This is a genomic window from Azospirillum agricola, assembly GCF_020005195.1.
Lineage (GTDB): Bacteria > Pseudomonadota > Alphaproteobacteria > Azospirillales > Azospirillaceae > Azospirillum > Azospirillum agricola.
Map to the genome: position 1 here is coordinate 1,164,953 of NZ_JAIFZR010000002.1, position 18,195 is coordinate 1,183,147.

16 protein-coding genes and 2 pseudogenes are annotated in these 18,195 nt (G+C 71.4%); 2 read left to right on the forward strand and 16 right to left on the reverse strand.

What is annotated here, in order from left to right:
- Window position 1: 1 nt before the first annotated feature.
- Genes JN22_RS08060 through JN22_RS08075 form a run of 4 tightly spaced genes read right to left on the reverse strand, consistent with a single transcriptional unit; the run spans window position 2 to window position 3,409 of the window.
- Window positions 2-964: a DUF1839 family protein gene (locus tag JN22_RS08060; RefSeq protein ID WP_143268179.1), complete on the reverse strand. Its 963-nt coding sequence runs from the start codon at window positions 962-964 to the stop codon at window positions 2-4.
- 5 nt (window positions 965-969) lie between these two features.
- Window positions 970-1,923, reverse strand: coding sequence for an amino acid--[acyl-carrier-protein] ligase (locus JN22_RS08065; protein WP_085553382.1), 954 nt, complete (start codon window positions 1,921-1,923; stop codon window positions 970-972).
- Window positions 1,920-3,080 carry an acyl-CoA dehydrogenase family protein gene (locus tag JN22_RS35185; protein ID WP_085553383.1) on the reverse strand — a complete coding sequence of 387 codons (1,161 nt, stop codon included), beginning with the start codon at window positions 3,078-3,080 and terminating at the stop codon, window positions 1,920-1,922. The genes JN22_RS08065 and JN22_RS35185 overlap by 4 nt, the downstream gene beginning before the upstream one ends.
- Window positions 3,077-3,409 (reverse strand): acyl carrier protein, encoded by a 333-nt coding sequence (locus JN22_RS08075; RefSeq protein ID WP_223677619.1) that lies wholly within the window; start codon window positions 3,407-3,409, stop codon window positions 3,077-3,079. The genes JN22_RS35185 and JN22_RS08075 overlap by 4 nt, the downstream gene beginning before the upstream one ends.
- A 326-nt stretch (window positions 3,410-3,735) precedes the next feature.
- On the opposite strand from JN22_RS08075, the gene JN22_RS08080 reads away from it, so the two are divergent.
- Entirely contained in the window at window positions 3,736-5,850 is a 2,115-nt protein-coding gene (locus JN22_RS08080) for a YgiQ family radical SAM protein (protein ID WP_085553490.1), read from the forward strand.
- 133 nt (window positions 5,851-5,983) lie between these two features.
- On the opposite strand, the gene JN22_RS08085 is transcribed toward JN22_RS08080, so the two are convergent.
- The 8 genes and pseudogenes from JN22_RS08085 to JN22_RS08120 form a co-directional block, all read right to left on the reverse strand.
- On the reverse strand, window positions 5,984-7,237 hold the full coding sequence (locus tag JN22_RS08085) for a M20/M25/M40 family metallo-hydrolase (protein ID WP_085552489.1): 1,254 nt from the start codon (window positions 7,235-7,237) through the stop codon (window positions 5,984-5,986).
- Window positions 7,234-8,484: an allantoate amidohydrolase gene (locus JN22_RS08090; RefSeq protein ID WP_085552490.1), complete on the reverse strand. Its 1,251-nt coding sequence runs from the start codon at window positions 8,482-8,484 to the stop codon at window positions 7,234-7,236. Before JN22_RS08090 ends, JN22_RS08085 begins: the two co-directional genes overlap by 4 nt.
- A gap of 186 nt (window positions 8,485-8,670) precedes the next feature.
- Window positions 8,671-8,964, reverse strand: coding sequence for a DUF3325 family protein (locus tag JN22_RS08095; protein WP_085552491.1), 294 nt, complete (start codon window positions 8,962-8,964; stop codon window positions 8,671-8,673).
- Entirely contained in the window at window positions 8,961-10,613 is a 1,653-nt protein-coding gene (locus JN22_RS08100; protein WP_223677540.1) for a PepSY-associated TM helix domain-containing protein, read from the reverse strand. Before JN22_RS08100 ends, JN22_RS08095 begins: the two co-directional genes overlap by 4 nt.
- A 14-nt stretch (window positions 10,614-10,627) precedes the next feature.
- Window positions 10,628-10,900, reverse strand: coding sequence for a DUF3649 domain-containing protein (locus JN22_RS08105; RefSeq protein ID WP_223677541.1), 273 nt, complete (start codon window positions 10,898-10,900; stop codon window positions 10,628-10,630).
- A 5-nt stretch (window positions 10,901-10,905) separates the two neighbouring features.
- Window positions 10,906-11,634 carry a DUF4198 domain-containing protein gene (locus tag JN22_RS08110; RefSeq protein WP_085552494.1) on the reverse strand — a complete coding sequence of 243 codons (729 nt, stop codon included), beginning with the start codon at window positions 11,632-11,634 and terminating at the stop codon, window positions 10,906-10,908.
- 29 nt (window positions 11,635-11,663) lie between these two features.
- Window positions 11,664-13,022 (reverse strand): TonB-dependent receptor, encoded by a 1,359-nt coding sequence (locus tag JN22_RS08115; protein WP_247877488.1) that lies wholly within the window; start codon window positions 13,020-13,022, stop codon window positions 11,664-11,666.
- A 344-nt stretch (window positions 13,023-13,366) separates the two neighbouring features.
- Window positions 13,367-13,582 (reverse strand): annotated as a pseudogene (locus JN22_RS08120) (TonB-dependent receptor plug domain-containing protein); the annotation flags it as partial.
- Between the two features lie 922 nt (window positions 13,583-14,504).
- Between JN22_RS08120 and JN22_RS08125 the strand changes: the two are divergent.
- Window positions 14,505-15,368, forward strand: coding sequence for a sulfite exporter TauE/SafE family protein (locus tag JN22_RS08125; protein ID WP_223677621.1), 864 nt, complete (start codon window positions 14,505-14,507; stop codon window positions 15,366-15,368).
- Between the two features lie 48 nt (window positions 15,369-15,416).
- Here the strand turns inward: JN22_RS08125 and JN22_RS35460 are convergent.
- From JN22_RS35460 to JN22_RS08145, 4 genes and pseudogenes are all read right to left on the reverse strand, one after another.
- Window positions 15,417-16,750 (reverse strand): annotated as a pseudogene (locus JN22_RS35460) (tripartite tricarboxylate transporter permease).
- On the reverse strand, window positions 16,693-17,202 hold the full coding sequence (locus JN22_RS08135; RefSeq protein WP_143268181.1) for a hypothetical protein: 510 nt from the start codon (window positions 17,200-17,202) through the stop codon (window positions 16,693-16,695). The pseudogene JN22_RS35460 and the gene JN22_RS08135 overlap by 58 nt, the downstream one beginning before the upstream one ends.
- The gene (locus JN22_RS08140; RefSeq protein WP_179166076.1) at window positions 17,199-17,501 is read right to left on the reverse strand and encodes a hypothetical protein; all 303 of its coding nucleotides are present in this window, start codon (window positions 17,499-17,501) and stop codon (window positions 17,199-17,201) included. Before JN22_RS08140 ends, JN22_RS08135 begins: the two co-directional genes overlap by 4 nt.
- Window positions 17,495-18,034, reverse strand: coding sequence for an NAD(P)-binding domain-containing protein (locus JN22_RS08145; RefSeq protein ID WP_179166077.1), 540 nt, complete (start codon window positions 18,032-18,034; stop codon window positions 17,495-17,497). The genes JN22_RS08140 and JN22_RS08145 overlap by 7 nt, the downstream gene beginning before the upstream one ends.
- Between the last annotated feature and the right edge of the window lie 161 nt (window positions 18,035-18,195).

Below are 18,195 nucleotides of genomic sequence, written 5' to 3' on the forward strand. Positions count from 1 at the left end.
CTCACCCGTACCGGCGGACCAGCGCGCCGAGCGCCGTGTCGTAGGCCCGTTCCAGCCGGTCGAAACTCTCGCCCAGTTCCACCGGCTTCCGGCGCGCCACCGCGCGGGCGAGCTGGAACTGCATCGCCTTGGCGCCCTCGGCGATGACGCCGCAGGCCTCCGCCGCCTCGGCCGGGCCGTCGAGCCAGCGGACGTGGGCGCCGAGCAGCTCGAAATTCGCGCCGAGCTGCCGCAGCACGTTGAAGGCGTTGAGGTGGAAGTAGGCCATCGGCCGTGCCAGCAGCGCGTCGAGATGCCGGGGAAAGGCGGCGCGGTAGGCGGCCACCGGGTTGCCGGCCGGCCGCCGCGCCAGATGCCGGCGCAGCAGCTCCAGCGAGGCCGTCACCAGCGCCCCGCCCGCCAGGGCCGGGCCGCCCGGCTTGACGAACTCGACGTAGGGGAACAGCGGCCCCGCCGCCGCCGCGAACAGGGCGTCGTAGTCGGCGCCGTCGAGCGTGAAGAAGCCGGCGTTGTGGAAATACTCCATGCGCCGCGCCGCCGGGTCGAGCCGGGTGATCCCCACCGTCGTCTTGACGTGGGTGACGCCGTAGGAGGTGCCGCGCGTGTCCGGCAGGTGGAAGCCGTCCACCTCGACCAGCACCAGCCCGCCCTCCGGCCCATCCCCCGGCCGGCGCGCGAGCTGTTCGACGACATGCGCCTCGACGCTGTCGTAGATCGCCAGCTCCTGAACCCGCAGGCCGTAGAGCGTTTCCAGATCCTCCAGCGGCGGCTTGAAGAAGGTGAACTGGTCGCCCTCGAAATCCTGGGTGACGGTGAATCCCAGCAGCGCCAGCGGCTCCAGCCCGCGGGCGTGCAGCGCGCCGATCCACAGGTCGACGTAGCAGTTGGTCTCCGGCCACACCCGTTCGCCCGCGTGCAGCGGGTGCGGGCGGTGGGTGGCCGGATCGGGGGGATGCGCCGTCACGCCGCTCACCCCCAGAGGACCGCGCGCACCGGCGCCGGCCAGCGCGCCGTGTCGAAGCCGTGGTGGCGGAACAGCGCCAGCGCCACCCGCTCCATGCCGAAGCCGACGCAGGCGGTGTGGGCGACGCCGCCGTCGGCGGTCCGGATGTCCCACAGATGGCCGAAATGATCCTGGTGGTAGTTGAAGCTGAGGCAGGCGGTCGGCTTGCTCTCGCTGGTGATCGGGATCAGCAGCTCGAACTTCAGCTTCTGCTCGCGCTGGCTGTTGGACAGCACGGCGCCGCCGCGCCCGAAGAAGGGGTCGTTGGCGACGTCGATCTCCAGCGGCACGCCGAGCGAGGCCATCATCTCGCGCCCGCGCCGCAGCCAGACCTCGCGGAACTCCATCACCTGCTCCGGCGTGCCGACGCGGATGTACTCGCGCATCCGGAACATCTGCATCCGCGCCGGGTCGAGCGACGGTTCGTGCCGGAAGCAGTAGGAGAAGACGTCGATCAGCCGCCCGTCCGCCGGCAGTACCCCGCGCGCCGCGACGGTCGGGTAGACCGGGTAGCAGGCGGCCGGGGTCATCACCACGTCGGTCACGGCCTGCTCCTCGGTCCAGTCCTGGCCCTCCTCCAGCCGGCGCAGCAGCGTGCGGTGGGCGCGCTCGTCGCCCTTGAAGCTGTGGATGGTGCCGGCGAGGTGCGGGAAGCTCTTCAGATACTCGCTCTCCTCGAAATATTTCCGGTTGAGCGCCGGGGGAAAGCGCATCACCTCCGCCCCGTCGGTGCCGCCCCAGACGGTGACGAGCGCGTCGAAGCGCTCCACCACGTCCTCGAACACGCCGCCGCGGCCGTAGAGCCCGTCGACCCCGGTGGGGATCAGCAGCCCGGCCGCGACCAGCTCGTCGCGGTAGGCGGCCTGTGAATCGGTTTGGGGGGCGTCGGCCTGGGTGCCGGCGCTGTCGGTCATGCTCATTCGAACGGCCCCGATCCGTCGCGCTGGACGAGAAGCTGGTTGGCGGTGTGCGCCATGATGCGGTCGTTGCCGATCATCAGCGCGGCGGACTGGGCGTCGCGCAGGTGGCGGCCCAGGCTGTAGGGGGTGTCGTTGCGGTAGCCGGCCAGCCCGCAGGCGCGCATCGCCCGGTCGACCACCTCCATCACCAGTTCGGAGGTCGTGACCTTCAGCGTTCCCATCGCGGTGGCGAAGGACAGCGAGCCGAGCAGCTCGGGCGTCTCGCGCGCCAGCTCGTACTGGCGGATCGCCGTCAGCACGCAGGCCTTCATCTGCTGGAGCTTCGCCGTCGCCTCCGCCAGCCGCGGGGCGCTGGGCGGGGTGGTGCCGGGCTTGCGCTTGGCCTCGGCGCGGACGTAGGCGCGGGCGCGGCCGACCGCGTCGGCGGCGATGCCGAGCCACACGCTGCTCCACAATATGTGGGTGACCGGCAGCATGGTCCGCGCCGACAGGTCGGCGTAGGGCAGCGGCATGACCTGCCCCAATTCCCCAGCCGCCTCCAGCCGGTAGCCGTCGCTGCATGTCCCCCGCATGCCGAGCGCGTCCCAACGGCTTGTCTTGTCGAGGCGGTAGTCCTCCCGGCGGAGGACGACCAGCGCCTGATCGGAGGAGGGCGAGTCCGGCGTCCGCCGCGCCGTCACCAGGATGGCGTCGGACTGGTCGCCGTAGGAGATCACCGAGGCGTTCTTCGCGAGCGTGAAGCGGTCGCCGTCGGCCCGCACGGCGCAGACGCTGTTGCGGATGTCGCCACCGGTCTCGGCCTCCGTCGTCGCCGAGCCGAGCAGAAGCTGCTCGTCGGCGAGGCGGGCCAGGAAGGCGCGGTGCCACGCGCCGTCGCGCCCGTGATGGACCAGGCAGGCGACCTGGATCTGGTGCATGGCGAAGATCATGCCGGTCGAGCCGCAATGGCGGGCCAGCGCGTGGCAGGCCGCCGCCACCTCGAACAGCGAGGCGCCCGCCCCGCCGAACTCGGCGGGGACGTAGGCGCTCAGCAGGCGCTGTTCCCTCAGGGCCGCGACGGCCTCGGCGGGGAAGCGCGCGTCGCGGTCCACGCCGTCGGCGTGGGCGGCGGCGACCCCGGCACCGACGGCGCGGGCCTGGGCCGAGGGGCCGCTCACGCGGCGGACCTGACGAGCAGGCCGCGCACGGCGTCGCGGATCGCCGCGATGCTCTCGAAGGTCCGGCGGTTCAGCAGGGTTTCGGGAAATTCCACCTCGAAGCGCTCCTCCAGCCCCAGCATCAGCCCGACGCAGCCGTGCGAGGTCAGCCCGGCGGCGTAGAGGTCGTCCTCGGGAGCGAGGCGTCCGGGATCCACCGCCAGCCCGCCGCACTCGGCCAGAACGGCGCGGATGTCCTCGGCCAGGGACTCGTCCGAAGGAAGGGGGATGGTCATCGCCAGCCCTGCGTTGGTCGTCCCGGCGTCCGTCGGCCAAACATCGCGCTGCATGGTCATGCCTTTTGAAAAGTCCGATGCTGTGAAATTAATCATGGTCTTTGCCTCAATCCAGGCGGCATCGGTATTGCCGCATCCTTACACTTGCGATGATCTGTTCGCGCCGGACGTGTTACCCACAAGGATGGGGTGTTCGTTTCCACCAACGGTACGGGACGGGAACGGAAGCTTCGGCGTGGCGGTGCTCCCTTTCGCCTTCCCCTCAATAACCAATCGCTGCGCTGTGATTTGCGCAGTGGGAATTCCCGGCCGAACACGGTATGACTGGCCGCTTGCCAAGCCCCCGGATCACTCCATCATCGTCGTCAATGGACCGCCTCATGCACGCAGCGCCCAACCTGTTCGCCCACCGTCCCGATCGGAGCCGGCGCGCCAAGCCGGCGCCGTTCCTGCCGATGTCGCGCGCGGAGATGGACCGGCTGGGCTGGGACCAGTGCGACGTCATCGTGGTGACCGGCGACGCCTACATCGACCATCCCAGCTTCGGCATGGCGATCATCGGCCGGCTGCTGGAATCGCAGGGGCTGCGCGTCGGCATCATCGCCCAGCCCGACTGGACCAGCGCCGAGGCGTTCAAGGTGCTGGGGCCGCCGCGCCTGTTCTGGGGCGTGACCGGCGGCAACATGGACAGCATGGTCAACCACTACACGGCCGACCGCCGGCTGCGCCACAACGACAGCTACACCCCCAACGACGAGGGCGGCAAGCGGCCCGACCGCGCGGTGACCGTCTACGCCCAGCGCTGCCGCGAGGCGTTCAAGGGCATCCCGGTCGTGCTCGGCGGCATCGAGGCGAGCCTGCGCCGCATCGCCCAGTACGACCATTGGAGCGAGAAGATCCGCCGCTCCGTGCTGGTCGATTCCAAGGCCGACATGCTGGTCTACGGCAACGCCGAGCGCGCCATCGTCGAGATCGCCCAGCGGGCGCTGGCCGGCGAATCGCCGCGCGCGATGACCGACATCCGCGGCACCGCGATCATGCGCTCCAGCATCCCCGAGGGCTGGACCGTCATCGACAGCAGTTCCATCGACGACCCTTCGGCCACCGTGTCGCCGCGCGCCGCCGGTGCCGACCGCATGGCGGTGCGCCTGCCCTCCTACGAGCAGGTGAGCGAGGACAAGGTGCTCTACGCCCACGCCAGCCGCGTGCTGCACCAGGAGAGCAACCCCGGCAACGCCCGCGCGCTGGTGCAGCGCCACGGCGACCGCGACGTCTGGCTGAACCCGCCGCCGATCCCGCTGGAGACGCCGGAGATGGACGGGGTGTTCGACCTCGCCTACGCCCGCGCGCCCCATCCCTCCTACGGCGACGCGCGCATCCCGGCCTGGGACATGATCCGCTTCTCGGTCAACATCATGCGCGGCTGCTTCGGCGGCTGCTCCTTCTGCTCGATCACCGAGCATGAGGGGCGCATCATCCAGAGCCGGTCGGAGGGCTCGATCCTGCGCGAGATCGAGCAGATCCGCGACAAGACCAAGGGCTTCACCGGCACCATCTCCGACATGGGCGGGCCGACCGCCAACATGTACCGGCTGGCCTGCAAGGACAAGGAGACGGAATCGGTCTGCCGCCGCCCGTCCTGCGTCTTCCCCGACATCTGCAAGAACCTGAACACCGACCATTCCTCGCTGGTGCAGCTCTACCGCAAGGCCCGCGCGGTGCCCGGCGTGAAGAAGATCCACATCGCGTCGGGCCTGCGCTACGACCTCGCCGTGCGCAACCCGGAGTATGTGAAGGAGCTGGTCACCCACCATGTCGGCGGCTATCTGAAGATCGCGCCCGAGCACACCGAGCCGGGGCCGCTCGCCAAGATGATGAAGCCCGGCATGGGGGCCTACGACGAGTTCAAGCGGATGTTCGACAAGGCGGCGAAGGAGGCGGGGAAGAAGCTCTACCTGATCCCCTACTTCATCGCGGCGCATCCCGGCACCACGGACGAGGACATGATGAACCTCGCCTTGTGGCTGAAGCGGAACGGCTTCAAGGCCGACCAGGTGCAGACCTTCCTGCCCTCGCCGATGTCGCTGGCGACCGCCATGTACCACAGCGAGCGCAACCCCCTGCGCCCGATCCGCCGCGTCGGCGCCGAGGTGGTGTCGTCGGCCAAGGGGCTGCGCCAGCGCCGCCTGCACAAGGCGTTCCTGCGCTACCACGACCCGGAGAACTGGCCGATCCTGCGCGAATCGCTGAAGGCGATGGGCCGCGCCGACCTGATCGGGCCGGGCGAGGAGCAGCTGATTCCGGCGTGGCAGCCGGTCGGCGCCACCGCCAACCCGCGTGAGAAGGGGCCGCGCGAGAAGGGGCCGGGGGGGAACTGCACGTCGAAGGGGCCGAAGGGCCAGACCTTCCTGACCCAGCAGAGCGGCAAGGGCCGGCGGATGCTGCCGGGTGGCAAGGCGGGCGCCAAGCCGGGGCCGGGCCGCCGGGCGGGGTGAAGTCCGAAAAGCCCCTCTCCCCTCGTGGGAGAGGGGTTGGGGTGAGGGGGCGGGAATTTTTCCGCCTACGGCGGAATACCCCTCATCCCAACCCTTCTCCCACAAGGGGAGAAGGGCTTCATCATAGTCCCGTTCAGCCCAGCAGTTCGGCCAGAACCCGCGCCACGACCAGCGTCGCCTTGCGCAGGTCCTCCAGCACCAGCTTCTCGTCGGCGCGGTGGCCGTTGGCCTCCAGCAGGTCGCGCGGGCCGGCGCCGTAGAGCACGGTCGGGATGCCGGCCTCCGAATAGTGCCGGGCGTCGGTGTAGAGCGGGATGCCGGTCCGCGCCACCGGCACGCCCAGCACCGCCTCGGCGTGGCGGGCGAACAGGGCGGCCAGACGCGGCGCGTCGCCGACCGAGGTGAAGGGGCGGGCCAGCAGGATGCGGCGCACCGTCACAGCGATGCCGGGGTAGGCGCCGGCCGCCGTCCCGATCAGGGCGCGCAGTTCCGCCTCGACCTCGGCCGGGTTCTCCTCCGGGATCATGCGGCGGTCGAGCCGGAAGGTCACGCGGTCGGGCACCACGTTGGTGTTGATGCCGCCCTGGATCAGCCCGACCGTCAGCGACGGGTGGGTGATGCCGGGAACCTCGGACCGCCGCTCGGCCAGCTCCGGCCGGTGGGCGTAGAGCGCCGACAGAACGCCGTTGGCCGCCTCCAGAGCGTCGAAGCCGGTGTCGGGGCGGGCGGCGTGGGCCGACTTGCCGTCGATCCGCACCTCCAGATGCAGGCAGCCGTTGTGCGCCGTCACCACCGAATAGGCGAAGCTGGCCGACACCGCGTAGTCGGGCTTGGAGATGCCCTGGTCGAGCAGCCATTTCGGCCCGATCTCGCCGCCGGCCTCCTCGTCGTAGGTCAGGTGCAGTTCCACCGTGCCCCTCAGCGGGGCGCCCGTGGCCGTCAGCGCCTTCAGCGCGAAGGCGTAGGTGGCGAAGTCGGACTTCGACACCGCGACGCCGCGGCCGTACATCACCCCGTCGCGGATCTCGGCGCCGTAGGGATCGGCCGACCAGCCCTCGCCGGGCGGCACCACGTCGCCGTGGGCGTTCAGCGCCACCACCGGTCCCTCGCCGGAACGGTCGCCGCCGAAGCGCTGGCGGATCACGAGGTTGGTGGCGCTGACCATGCCGTTGGCCCGCGCCAGCCCGGCCGGGACCGGGTGGCGCTCGACCGTGAAGCCCAGCGCCTCCAGCAGCTCCGCCGCGCGGGCGGCGTGCGGCGCGCAGTCGCCGGGCGGGTTGTCGGACGGCACCTTAACCAGCTCCGCCAGGAAGCGGGTCTCGGCGTCGAAGGCTTCGTCGACGGCGGCGGCCAGGGCGTGGTCAAGCGCGGAGAAAGGCTCGGTCATGGGGCGCGGTCCGATGCGGGCTGGAAATGGTCGACGAAACGGGCGAGCACGCGGGCGCCGGCCTCGGCGTCGGCGGCGGTGATGCTCTCGGCCGGGTTGTGCGAGATGCCGCGCTCGCAGCGCACGAACAGCATGGCGATGTCGGTCAGCGCGGCGACCGCCATGGCGTCGTGGCCGGCGCCGCTCGGCAGCTCCGGCGCGTCGAGCCCGAGCGAGGCGGCGGCGGCGGTGAGCTGCGTCATCAGATCGGGGTGGCAGGCGACCGCCGGGCTTTCGTGCAGGGTCTCGAAGGCGATGCCGACCTCGCGACGGTCGGCGATCTCCTCCAGCCGGGCGCGCACGGCGGCGACGCGCTCCAGCCGCAGGGGGTCGCGGTCGGCCCGCAGGTCGATGGTGAAGCGGACCCGGCCGGGGATGACGTTGGTGGCGCCGGGCGCCGCCTCGACGCGGCCGACCGTGCCGACCAGCCGGTCCTGGCCGGAGCACAGGCTCTCCACCGCCAGGATCATCTCGGCCGCCGCCGCCAGCGCGTCGCGGCGCAGCGTCATCGGCACCGTCCCGGCATGGCCGGCGAAGCCCTCCACCGTCACGGCGAGCCGGGTCGCTCCGGCGATGGCGGTGACGATTCCGACCGCGCGGCCCAGCGCCTCCAGCACCGGCCCCTGCTCGATGTGGAGTTCGGCGTAGGCGAGCACGTCGGCGGGGCGGTGGGCGGCGGTCGCCCAGGCGGCGGGGTCGAGGCCGAAGGCCGCCATGGCGTCGCCGAGCCGGACGCCGCCGGCGTCGCGCTTGTCGAGCACCGACGGGTCGAAGGTCCCGGCGACGGCGCGGCTGCCGATCAGGGTGGATTGGAAGCGGGTGCCCTCCTCGTCGCCGAAGCCGATGACCTCGATGGCGAAGGGCATGCGGCGGCCCTGCGCGTGCAATTCGGCGACGACGGCGATGCCGGACAGCACGCCCAGCATGCCGTCATACTTGCCGGCGTCGCGCACGGTGTCGAGGTGCGAGCCGATCAGCAGCGCCGGCAGGCCCGGCCGGTCGCCCTCGTAGCGGCCGACGATGTTGCCGACGGCATCCTCGCGCGCGCTCATGCCGGCCTCGCGCATCCAGCCGGCCACGAGGTCGTTGGCGCGGCGGTGCTCCGGCGTCAGGTAGAGGCGCGACAGGGCTCCCGTGTCGGCGCTGATCGCCGCCAGCGCCTCGATGCGCGCGAGAAGGGCCGGGCCGGAAAGCGGGGAGTCGGGCATGGGCGGGCTCTCGTGGACGGAGTCTGGGCGGACGGACTCTGGGCGGACGGGCGGACCAACAGGCCGCCGATCATAGGCGCGGCGGCGGCGGCGGCCCTAGCCCCCGTTGCGTGAAGACAGTTTCAAAGAATCCCGAAGCCTCGCGCGCCGTCCTCCGGCGCGGGCGGGAGGACGGCGCGCGATCCGTCAGCGCCTCGGCGTGCGCGCGGCGGCCCTTGCGCGCAGGATGAGCGCGCCGAGCACGACGCCGGCGGCCAGGCTCGTGTGGCCGCTGAACATCACGAGGCCGAGGCCCCAGCCTTTCCACGCGACCAGGGCGCCGAGCGCCAGCAGCAGGGCGGCGGCGCCGGCGATGCGCAGGGCGCGGGTGACGGACGGCGGCAGCGGCCGTCCGAGCAGGTCGTGCTGCTGGCGGTCCGTCGCGAAGGCCAGCGCCGTGAAGCCCGCCAGGGCCAGCAGGAGGGGCGGCAGATGGCTCATGCTTCCCCCTTGCGCAACGCGGCGCCGGCCATGGGATCCCGGTCGGGCTTGCGCGCGGGCCGGAGACGGGGTTGGTGTCTGGCCGTGCGGATCGCCAGGACCGCGTGGAGCCCGGCCAGCCCCCAGCACAGGAGCTCGGTGCCGGCGAAGATCCAGTCGCCCTCGGCGAGGCTGTGCCACAGCGGCCGCCGGGTGGTGGCCGCGTTCAGCACGGGCAGCAGCGCCAGCAGCGCGGCCGCCGTCCAGAGCTGCTCGATCCACGCGGTCCTGGCCGGACGCAGCGCGGCGTGCGCCAGCGTCAGCGCCCAGACGATGAAGAAGCCGTGGATTTCCCAGCCGGCGCGGTCGGCCATCCCCTGCGGCAGCAGACGGTTGGCCCACAGGAACGCCGCCATGGCGATCGACAGGCCGGCGATGCCCGCGATGTTCAGCCGCTCCACGAGCCGGAAACCGAAATAGGGCCGCTCCGGATCGGCCAGCTTCTGCCGCCGCTTCACGGTCCACATCACCAGCCCCGTGCCGACCATCGCCGTGCCGGCGAGGCTGACGAGGAAATACAGCCAGCGCGTCACGCTGTCGCTGAAGCGCCCGAGATGCAGCGCGTAGAGGACGCCGCGCGTCTCGGCCGCGGCGCCCACGCCCTCGTGGACCGCCAGCAGCCTGCCGGTCGGGCCCTCGAATTCCATGTATTGCGGGCTCATGGAGACTCGGCCGGCCTCGCCGCGCGCCACCGCCACCCGCGCCGCCACGTCGCCGGCATGGGTGACGGTGACGCGGCCGACGTTGTCGCGGCCCCAGCGCTCCTGCGCGTGGCGCACCATGTCCTCGATGGACGCCAGCGGCGCCGTCTCCCCGCTGGGCTTGCCCGGCTGGATGAAGGCGCTGAGTTCGGCGGTGAGCTGCTGGCGCTCGGCCGGCGTCCGGATGGCGGCCTGCTCGCCCCAGGGCATGTAGAGCGCCATCAGCGTGACCAGCCCGCTGTAGGTGATCATGGCGTGGAACGGCAGCCCGAACACCGACAGCGCGTTGTGCGCGTCGAGCCAGGAGCGCTGTCCCTTGCCCCAGCGGAAGGTGAAGAAATCGACGAAGATCTTCTTGTGCGTGATGACGCCGCTGACGATGGCGACCAGCATGAACATGGCGGCCACGCCGGCGATCCAGCGCCCCCAGATCACCGGCATGTAGTGGAACTGGAAGTGGAAGCGGTAGAAGAAGTCGCCGCCCATCGTTTCGCGCGACGTCACCTTCCGGCCGGTGGCGGGGTCGAAGCTGGCCTCGCCGAAGCCGCGCTGGCCGGGCGTGCCGGCGGCCGTGCGCCAGAAGGCGTAGACGCTGTTGTTGCGCGCGTCGGGCAGGCGCATGCTCCATTGCGGGCTGCCGGGCGCGATGGCGACGAGTGCGTCGGCGACGCGCTGGGCGACCAGGGCCTGGTCGGGGACCTCGGTCTGGTGCGGCAGCTCGGGCCGCATCCATTGCGACAGCTCGTCCTTGAAATAGGCCACCGTCCCGGTGAGGAACATGGCGTAGAGGACCCAGCCGAGCAGCAGCCCGACCCATGTGTGCAGGCCGGACATGCTCTGGCGGATGCCCGGAGTGGCGGGGCGAGCGGCGGGGCGGCCGGCGGGCGGCGGCTTCCGGTCGGTTTTCACGCGGGGGTTCCCCATCACCAGACGGACCACGCCGCCAGAAGCAGCGGCGCGGCGACCACGAGAAGGCCCGTCCAGGCCCGCGGGGCGCTGCGCGCCGCGAAGACCCAGATCACGGCGCCGGCGTAGACCGCGAAGCTCGCCAGCATCCCGGTGAGCACGGCCTGCGGCTTGCTCATGGGAAGGGCGAGCACGGCGACGCTGGCGAGCGCGGCCAGCGCATAGCCGCCGAACAGGGCGGCGACGATGCGCGAGACGAGCGGGCCGATGCCGCGGATCCAGCCGGCCACGGCGGTCACTTGCCGGGCGCCGCCGCCGGTCCGGCGGGGATCGGCGCAAGGCCGTCGGCGTGGACGTAGGTCACCGTGGTGACGTAGCTGACGCCGTCGTACTTCTCCGCGCCGCCGGCGCCCGGACGCTCGCCGGGGCTGCGCTCGTTGAGGCTGACCTCGGCGACGTAGGTGCCCTTCCAGGGCAGGTCGAATTCGACGAGCCCCTGCTCGTCGGTGTGGCCCTCCTTGGCCCAGCCCGACTGGGTGACCAGCGCCACCTTGGTCTTGGGTTTGGGCTGGCCCTTGAAGAACAGCTTGAACTGGCCTGGCTTGCCGGCCGGCACCAGATCCAGCGCCAGCTTGGGCGGCTGCTCGGCGAAGCCGGTGATCAGGCGGGCGGCGGGGTGGAACCAGTTGACGGTTTCCTTGTCCGCCTGCTTCCAGCTGTAGAGCGGGTACTGCGCGTCCTCGGCGACGATGCTGTCGCCGGCCGCCGCCGCGAAGGGCAGGGTGAAGCCGTCCGCCGTCCTGGCGGCGTCGGCCTTCCGCTCGCCCTTGGCGGAAACCAGCGTGCCGGCCGGCTTGACGAACTTGTCGAGCAGGCCGGGCGACGCCTCGCGGAGATTCTCGCCGAACTCACCGAAACGGATCGTCGCGTTGCCGCCGTCGGGCTGCTCGATCCAGATCTGGTGGGCCTGCGCGGGCAGGGCGAAGCCCAGGGCGGCGAGGAGGGCGATGGAAAGCTTGGTCATGGCGAATCCGTCGGCAGGAGCATGGAGGATCAGAAATCGACCGTGGCGGACAGCACCACCGTGCGCGGCGCGCCGACGGTCACGTAGGTGCCGGTCGTCAGCCAGTAGTTCTTGTCGAACAGGTTCTCGACGTTGGCGCGCAGGGTGACGGGCTTGCCCCCGATGTCGGCGCTGTAGCGGGCGCCGACGTCGACGCGGGTCCAGCCGTCGAAGCGCAGGGTGTTGGCGGCGGTCAGGTAGGAGCCCGAGGTGTGGATGACGCGCCCGTTCAGCGACAGCTCGGGCACCCAAGGGGTGGTCCAGTCGAGGCTGCCGGAGAAGGTCTTGTCCGGCACGCCGGCGGCGTCGTTGCCCTGCTCGGCGGCGACGGCGGTGCGGGTCAGCTCCGGCTTCAGGAAGGTCGCGCTGGCCATGGCGCGCAGGCCGGGCAGGATCTCGCCGTAGGCGGAGAGCTCCAGGCCGCGGTTGCGCTGCTCGCCGTCGTAGGCGAGGTCGTTCGAGGCGGTGCGGATCGAGTTCGGCTTGGAGATCTGGAAGACCGCCGCCGTCGTGGTGACGGTGCCCCAGTCGACCTTGACGCCGGCCTCGTACTGCTTGGACTTGAACGGGGCGAGCACCGCGCCGGTGTTGGCGTAGCCGGCGCCGACGATGGTGCCGCGGCTCAGCCCCTCGGCGTAGTTGGCGTAGAGCGAGAGGTTCTCCAGCGGCTTGACGACCAGGCCGGCCAGCGGCGTCGTCGCGCTGGCGTCGTACTTGCTGGTCATCGCGCCGGTGGCGGTGCTGTAGCTCTTCAAGGTGACCTGCTGGTCGCGCACGCCCAGCGTCAGCAGCAGGCGGTCGTCCAGGAAGGACATCGTGTCGGCCACCGCGACGCTGGTCAGCGTCGTCTCGGACGCCTTCGTCGGGTCGGTGCGCGCGGCCGTGATGGCGGGAAGCCGCGAGGGCCGGTAGATGTTCGTCGCGACCGAGCCGGCCGACTGGATGTAGGCGTTGCCGGCCTCCTGCTGGAAGCCGGTGAAGCCGACGTTGATGGCGTGGCGGACGGGCCCCGTGTCGAAGCGCAGGCGCGTGCCGGCCATGCCGCTGGTCGTCCGGGTGTAGGAGTCGTAGTAGGAGTTGCGGACCGTGAAGTTGCCGAGCGCGTTGACGGCCGGGCTGGAGGACGGGAAGACCTGATCGTTCGAGCCGTCGCGGTAGCCGAGGCCGGCGTACACGGTCAGCCAGTCGGTCAGGTCGAACTCGATGTTCGAGGCGACCGTCGTGTCCTTCTGGACCAGCGTCGTGCCGGGATACCAGTTGCCGCGCGCGTCCGGCGGCGCCGGGATGGCGGTCGTGGTCGACAGGATGCTGACCTGCGGGCGGAAATTGTCCGTGCTGTCGCGCTGCACGATGCCGTCGAGCGACCAGCGCAGCCGCTCGCCCGGTAATCCACCGCCAGCGTGCCGAGGCCGGTCCGCGCGTCGCCGCCGTCGACCGAGCCCTCGCCGCCGCGCAGCAGGCCGTTGAAGCGGACGCCCCACTCCTTGTTCGCCCCGAAGCGGCGGCCGACGTCGGCGCTCAGGCCGAAGTTGGCGTCGCTCTGGTAGGTGGTGGTCAGGCGGGTCAGCGGCTCGTCGCCGGCGCGCTTGCTGACGATGTTGATGCCGGCCGCCGATGCTGTTGCCGGGGCGATGCCGTTGGCGAGCGCGCCGGGGCCCTTCAGCAGCTCGATGCGCTCGATGATCTGCGCCGGCACGCGGTTCTGCGACACCAGGCCGTACATGCCGTTGAAGCCGACGTCGGTGGCGGACACGGCGAAGCCGCGAATCTGGAAGGTGTCGTCGAAGCCGTTGCTGCCGGTGGTGGTGCGCACCGACGAATCGTTGATCAGCGTGTCGGCCGCCGTGCGCGCCTGCTGGTCCTCGATGAGCTGGGAGGTGTAGTTGGTCACGCTGAACGGCGTGTCCATGACGTTGCGGGAGCCGAGCAGGCCCAGCGATCCGCCCTGCGCCACCTGTCCGCCGGCGTAGGGCCGCTGGAGCTCGCCGGGAAGCGGAGCGGAGTTGGCCGTGACCTGGAGGGCCGGCAGCACCGTGCCGCCCGCCGCAGCCGTGCCGGCCGCCGGGGCGGCGCCCTGCGCGACCAGCCTGTAGCCCGACGGGCCGCGTCCGATCTGGTAGCTGCTCCCCGCCAGCAGCCGCGGCGGAAGCCGTCCTCCACCGTCGTCGTGCCGTTCAGCGCCGGAGCGGTCCTGCCCCGGACCTGCTCCGCGTCCACCGCGATGGAGACGCCCGCCTGCGCCGCGAAGCGGTTCAGCGAATCGGCAAGCGGACCGGCGGGCACGCTGGCGTTGACCGTGCCGGCCGTGGCTGCCGTCTGGGTGGCTGCCGTCTGGGCATGGGCGGCCGGCGCGAGGGAAAGCCCGCCCGCCAGCACGGCGCCGGCCAGCTGGACGGCCATGGCGACCGGGCGCAGGCCCGGAGCGGAGGCGTCGGGCGCAACGGACGGGCGGTTGCGAGGGGGAACGGTTTGGCGCGGAGCAGCCTTGCCGCGGACACGATTCATGGGGCCGATTCCTCTACCAGGCGGCGGTCTCTGTGACGCAACTTCAGCGGCCGGCACGGCGTCCTCCCGGTGGAGGCGAACGTCGGTGCGGATCGGCAAAAATGCGAATGATTATCATTGTATTCAGCGGGCGGCGGCTCTGGCAAGAATTGTGTGACTACCTACGATTTTGCTGACGCGCCGCCGCTGGTGTGTTGCCGATCTGCCACGGCTGGGGCGGTCGCGGCCTCCGTGCCCCGGCTGGGCCTCTGCCTTCGTCCACGCCTGAGGCACGCTGCGGATCATCCGCATTGTCCCGTGCCCGGATCGGCGTCTAGATCGGCTCCATGCCGAGCCACTCCCTCCCCATCATCGCCGCCGTAGCCCTGACATTCCTGCTCGCCGGTGGCGTGAAGGGGATGATCGGGCTGGGTCTTCCCACCGTCGCCATGGGGCTGCTGGGTCTCGTCATGCCGCCGGCGGAGGCGGCCTCGCTGCTGATCGTGCCTTCGCTCGTGACGAATGTCTGGCAGTTGGCGAGCGGCCCCCGATTCGGCCCTCTTCTGGAAAGGCTGTGGCCGATGATGGCGGGTGTGTGCCTGGGAACCTGGGTGGGCGCCGGCTTCCTGGCCAGCGACGCGTCGGGGGTCGCGACCATGGCGCTGGGGATCGCCCTGGTGCTGTACGCGATCCTCGGCCTGTCCGGCGCGCTGCGCGTGCCGGCCGGGAGCGAGCGGTGGATGGGGCCGCTGGTCGGGCTGGCGACCGGGCTGGTGACCGCCGCCACCGGCGTCTTCGTGATCCCGGCCGTCCCCTACCTCCAGGCCCTCGCCCTGGAGAGGGAGGAGCTGGTGCAGGCCCTGGGGCTGTCCTTCACCGTCTCCACGGTGGCGCTGGCCGCCGGTCTGGCCCAGCACGGCGTGTTTCGCCGGCGCGCTGGTGGGGATGTCCCTGCTGGCCCTGCTTCCGTCCCTGGCCGGCATGCTGCTCGGCCAATGGCTGCGCCTTCGCGTGCGTCAGGACACCTTCCGGCGCTGCTTCTTCCTGGGCCTGCTGGCGCTGGGCGCCCATCTCGCCCTGCGGCCCCTGTTCTGAGCGGGCCGGCGGCGAGCCGCGCGGCGCGGCGGGCTGCCGCGGAAGAAACCGTCTCCTGCGTCAGTCCTGGCGTTCGGACCGCCGGAGGGCCCGTGTATTTCTCAGAAATTTCATGAAGCCCGCCTGAAACATTCCAGGTCATCACTCCTAAATTCCTGTCGACATCATCGGCCTATATCGGCGTCCGGCTTCATGCGCGCTTTCCAGGAACCGGCGCTCATTCGACGAAGACCTCGCGGCGGCCGCGCTTGACGGCCGCAGCAGCGTGGCGGCCAGAAGGAGGAGGCGAGCAGCAGCAGGCCCAGGCTGACCGGCTCGCGCAGGAAGACTCCGGCGTCGCCGCGCGACATGGTCATGGCCCGGCGCAGATTCTCCTCCATCAGCGGGCCGAGGATGAATCCCAGCAGCAGCGGCGCCGGCTCGAAGGCGGCCTTGACCAGGATGTAGCCGAGCAGCCCGAAGGCGGCGGCGAGGCCGACGTCGAAGGCGCTGTTGCCGACGCTGTAGATGCCGATGCAGGCGAACAGCAGGATGGCCGGGTAGAGCAGCCGTAGGGAATGCGCAGCAGCCGCACCCACAGCCCGATCATCGGCATGTTGAGCAGCACCAGCATCAAATTGCCGATCCACATGCTGGCGATCATGCCCCAGAACAGGTCGGGCCGGGCGGTCATGATCTGCGGCCCCGGCGTGATGCCGTGGATCATCATGGCGCCGACCATCAGCGCCATCACCGCGTTGGACGGCAGCCCCAGCGTCAGCAGCGGGATGAAGGAGGTCTGCGCCGCCGCGCGTTGTTGGCCGATTCCGGGGCGGCGACCCCCTCGATGGCGCCCTTGCCGAAGCGTCCGGGCGTGGGCGACAGCTTCTTCTCCAGCGCGTAGGCGGCGAAGGAGGCGAGCGCGGTGCCGCCGCCCCGGCAGCAGCCCCAGCAGCGAGCCCAGCGCGGTGCCGCGCAGCACCGGCTTCCAGGAGCGGCGGGTGTCGTCCAGGCTGGGCCAGACCCGGCCGTGCGGGATGACGGTCCCCTCCTCGTCCTTGCGGCGTTCCAGCGTGACGATGATCTCGCCGATGCCGAACAGACCCATCGCCAGCACGACGAAGTTGATGCCGTCGGCCAGCTCCGGCAGGCCGAAGTCGAAGCGCGACACCGCCGAGTTGACGTCCGTCCCGACCAGCCCGAGCAGAAGGCCGAGCACGATCATCGCCACCGCCTTCAGAAGCGAGCCCTGCGCCAGCACCACCGCCCCGACCAGCCCGACGACCATCAGCGAGAAATAGTCGGCCGGCCCGAAGCGCACGGCGATGGCGCCCAGCAGCGGCGAGAACAGCGCGATCAGCAGGGTGGCGACGCAGCCGGCGAAGAAGGAGCCGAGCGCCGACACCGCCAGCGCCGGCCCGGCGCGGCCCTGGCGGGCCATGGCGTGGCCGTCGAGGCAGGTCACCACCGACGAGGTTTCAGGATCGAGGTGGTCGAGCCGCCATTGGAATTGCAGCATGGTGCGCGCCCGGCCGCCATGGTCATCCCGGCAGCCCCCGCCGGCAGCGAGAGACCGAGCCTCAGGTTAGCACTTTCGGTCAGAGAGAATCGAGCAGGCGTAGCATCGAGTTTCCCGCTCAGAGGAGATCTTGAGGTCCCGTAGACGAACGACCGAGCGAGAAGGCGCTGCCAGCCCTCCAGTGGCCAGGCCAGCAAGAGCGCCAGCTCAGCAGCAGCAGGGCGAAGGACAAGACCCCGCCCGAGCACCAGCAGGACCGGCCGCCACGCGAGGCCGCCCATCCGGTTGCCCTCGTCGATCCACAGCGCCCGCAGGCTGATGGCGGCGCCGAGCAGGGCCAGCAGGCCGCCGAGCAGCACCGGGAAATAGCCCGGCCCCATGCGGAAGGCGGTGCCCATGGCGTAGCGGCGGCGAGGATCGCGGGCCGCGCGTGGACACGAACCAATGCTCATGCGGGGGTCTCCGCGGGGTGTCGAGGTGGCGGTCGAAGAGGGCGACGGCGTCGTCGGTGCCGGCGGGAAGCCGTCCGTTCGCGGCGGCGGCCAGCCCCCGTTCGCCGGCGGCGGCGGCGCAGCGTGTTGGCGATGTGCTGTGCGTGCACGGCGTGGGTGCGGATCAGGAAGTCGAAGACCGCGCGGCTTTGCGGCCCGAACAGCCCGACGAGGCTGTCCAGCACCGCGTGGTCGAGGCCGTGGCGGCGGGCCGCCGTCAGGCTTTCGACCAGCAGGCATTCCAGCCCCTTGGTCACCACGCTGCGCAGGATCTTGACGCCGGCCGCGTCGCGGGCCGGGCACCGGCCACCCGGATGCGCATGCCGGCCCGGCCGCCCAGTTCGGCGAAGCGTTGCGCCGCCTCGCCCGAGGCCAGCACCGGAACGCGGTGGAGGTCGTTGATCGGCATCCCCATGATCGCCGCGTCGACGAAGGTCCGGCCCAGCGCGGCGACCCGTTCGGCCACGGCGATCTTGTCGGGCGGCCCCAGCGAGTTGACGTCGACGTAGAGGGCGTCGGGCGCGATGGCCCCGGCGCAGCGTTCGGCCGCCGCCATTGCCTGATCCTGCGGAACGCAGCAGACGACGAGATCGCGGTCGGCGAGTCCCGCCGGGTCGTCGAGCAGGGGGACCCCCAGCTCGACGGAGCGCCGGCGGGCGAGATCGCGCTGGGCATCGCTCCGTGGTTCGTCGTAGGCGACGAGTCCGGTCAGGCCGTCGGCGAGGAAGCCGCGGGCGAAACTCGACCCGACCTCGCCGAAGCCGATCAGGCCGATGCGCAAGGAGGCTGGCATGGGGGCTTTCCTCACCATTTCTCGGGCAGCACGGCCATGCTGTCGCGCGGGGCGTCGCCGCGCCGGACGCTGTCGATCAGCGCCTTTTCACCGGCCGTCGCCGCCTGGGCGCGCCGCAGCACCTCCTCCGCGAGGTCGGCGGGCACGGCGATCAAGGCCGT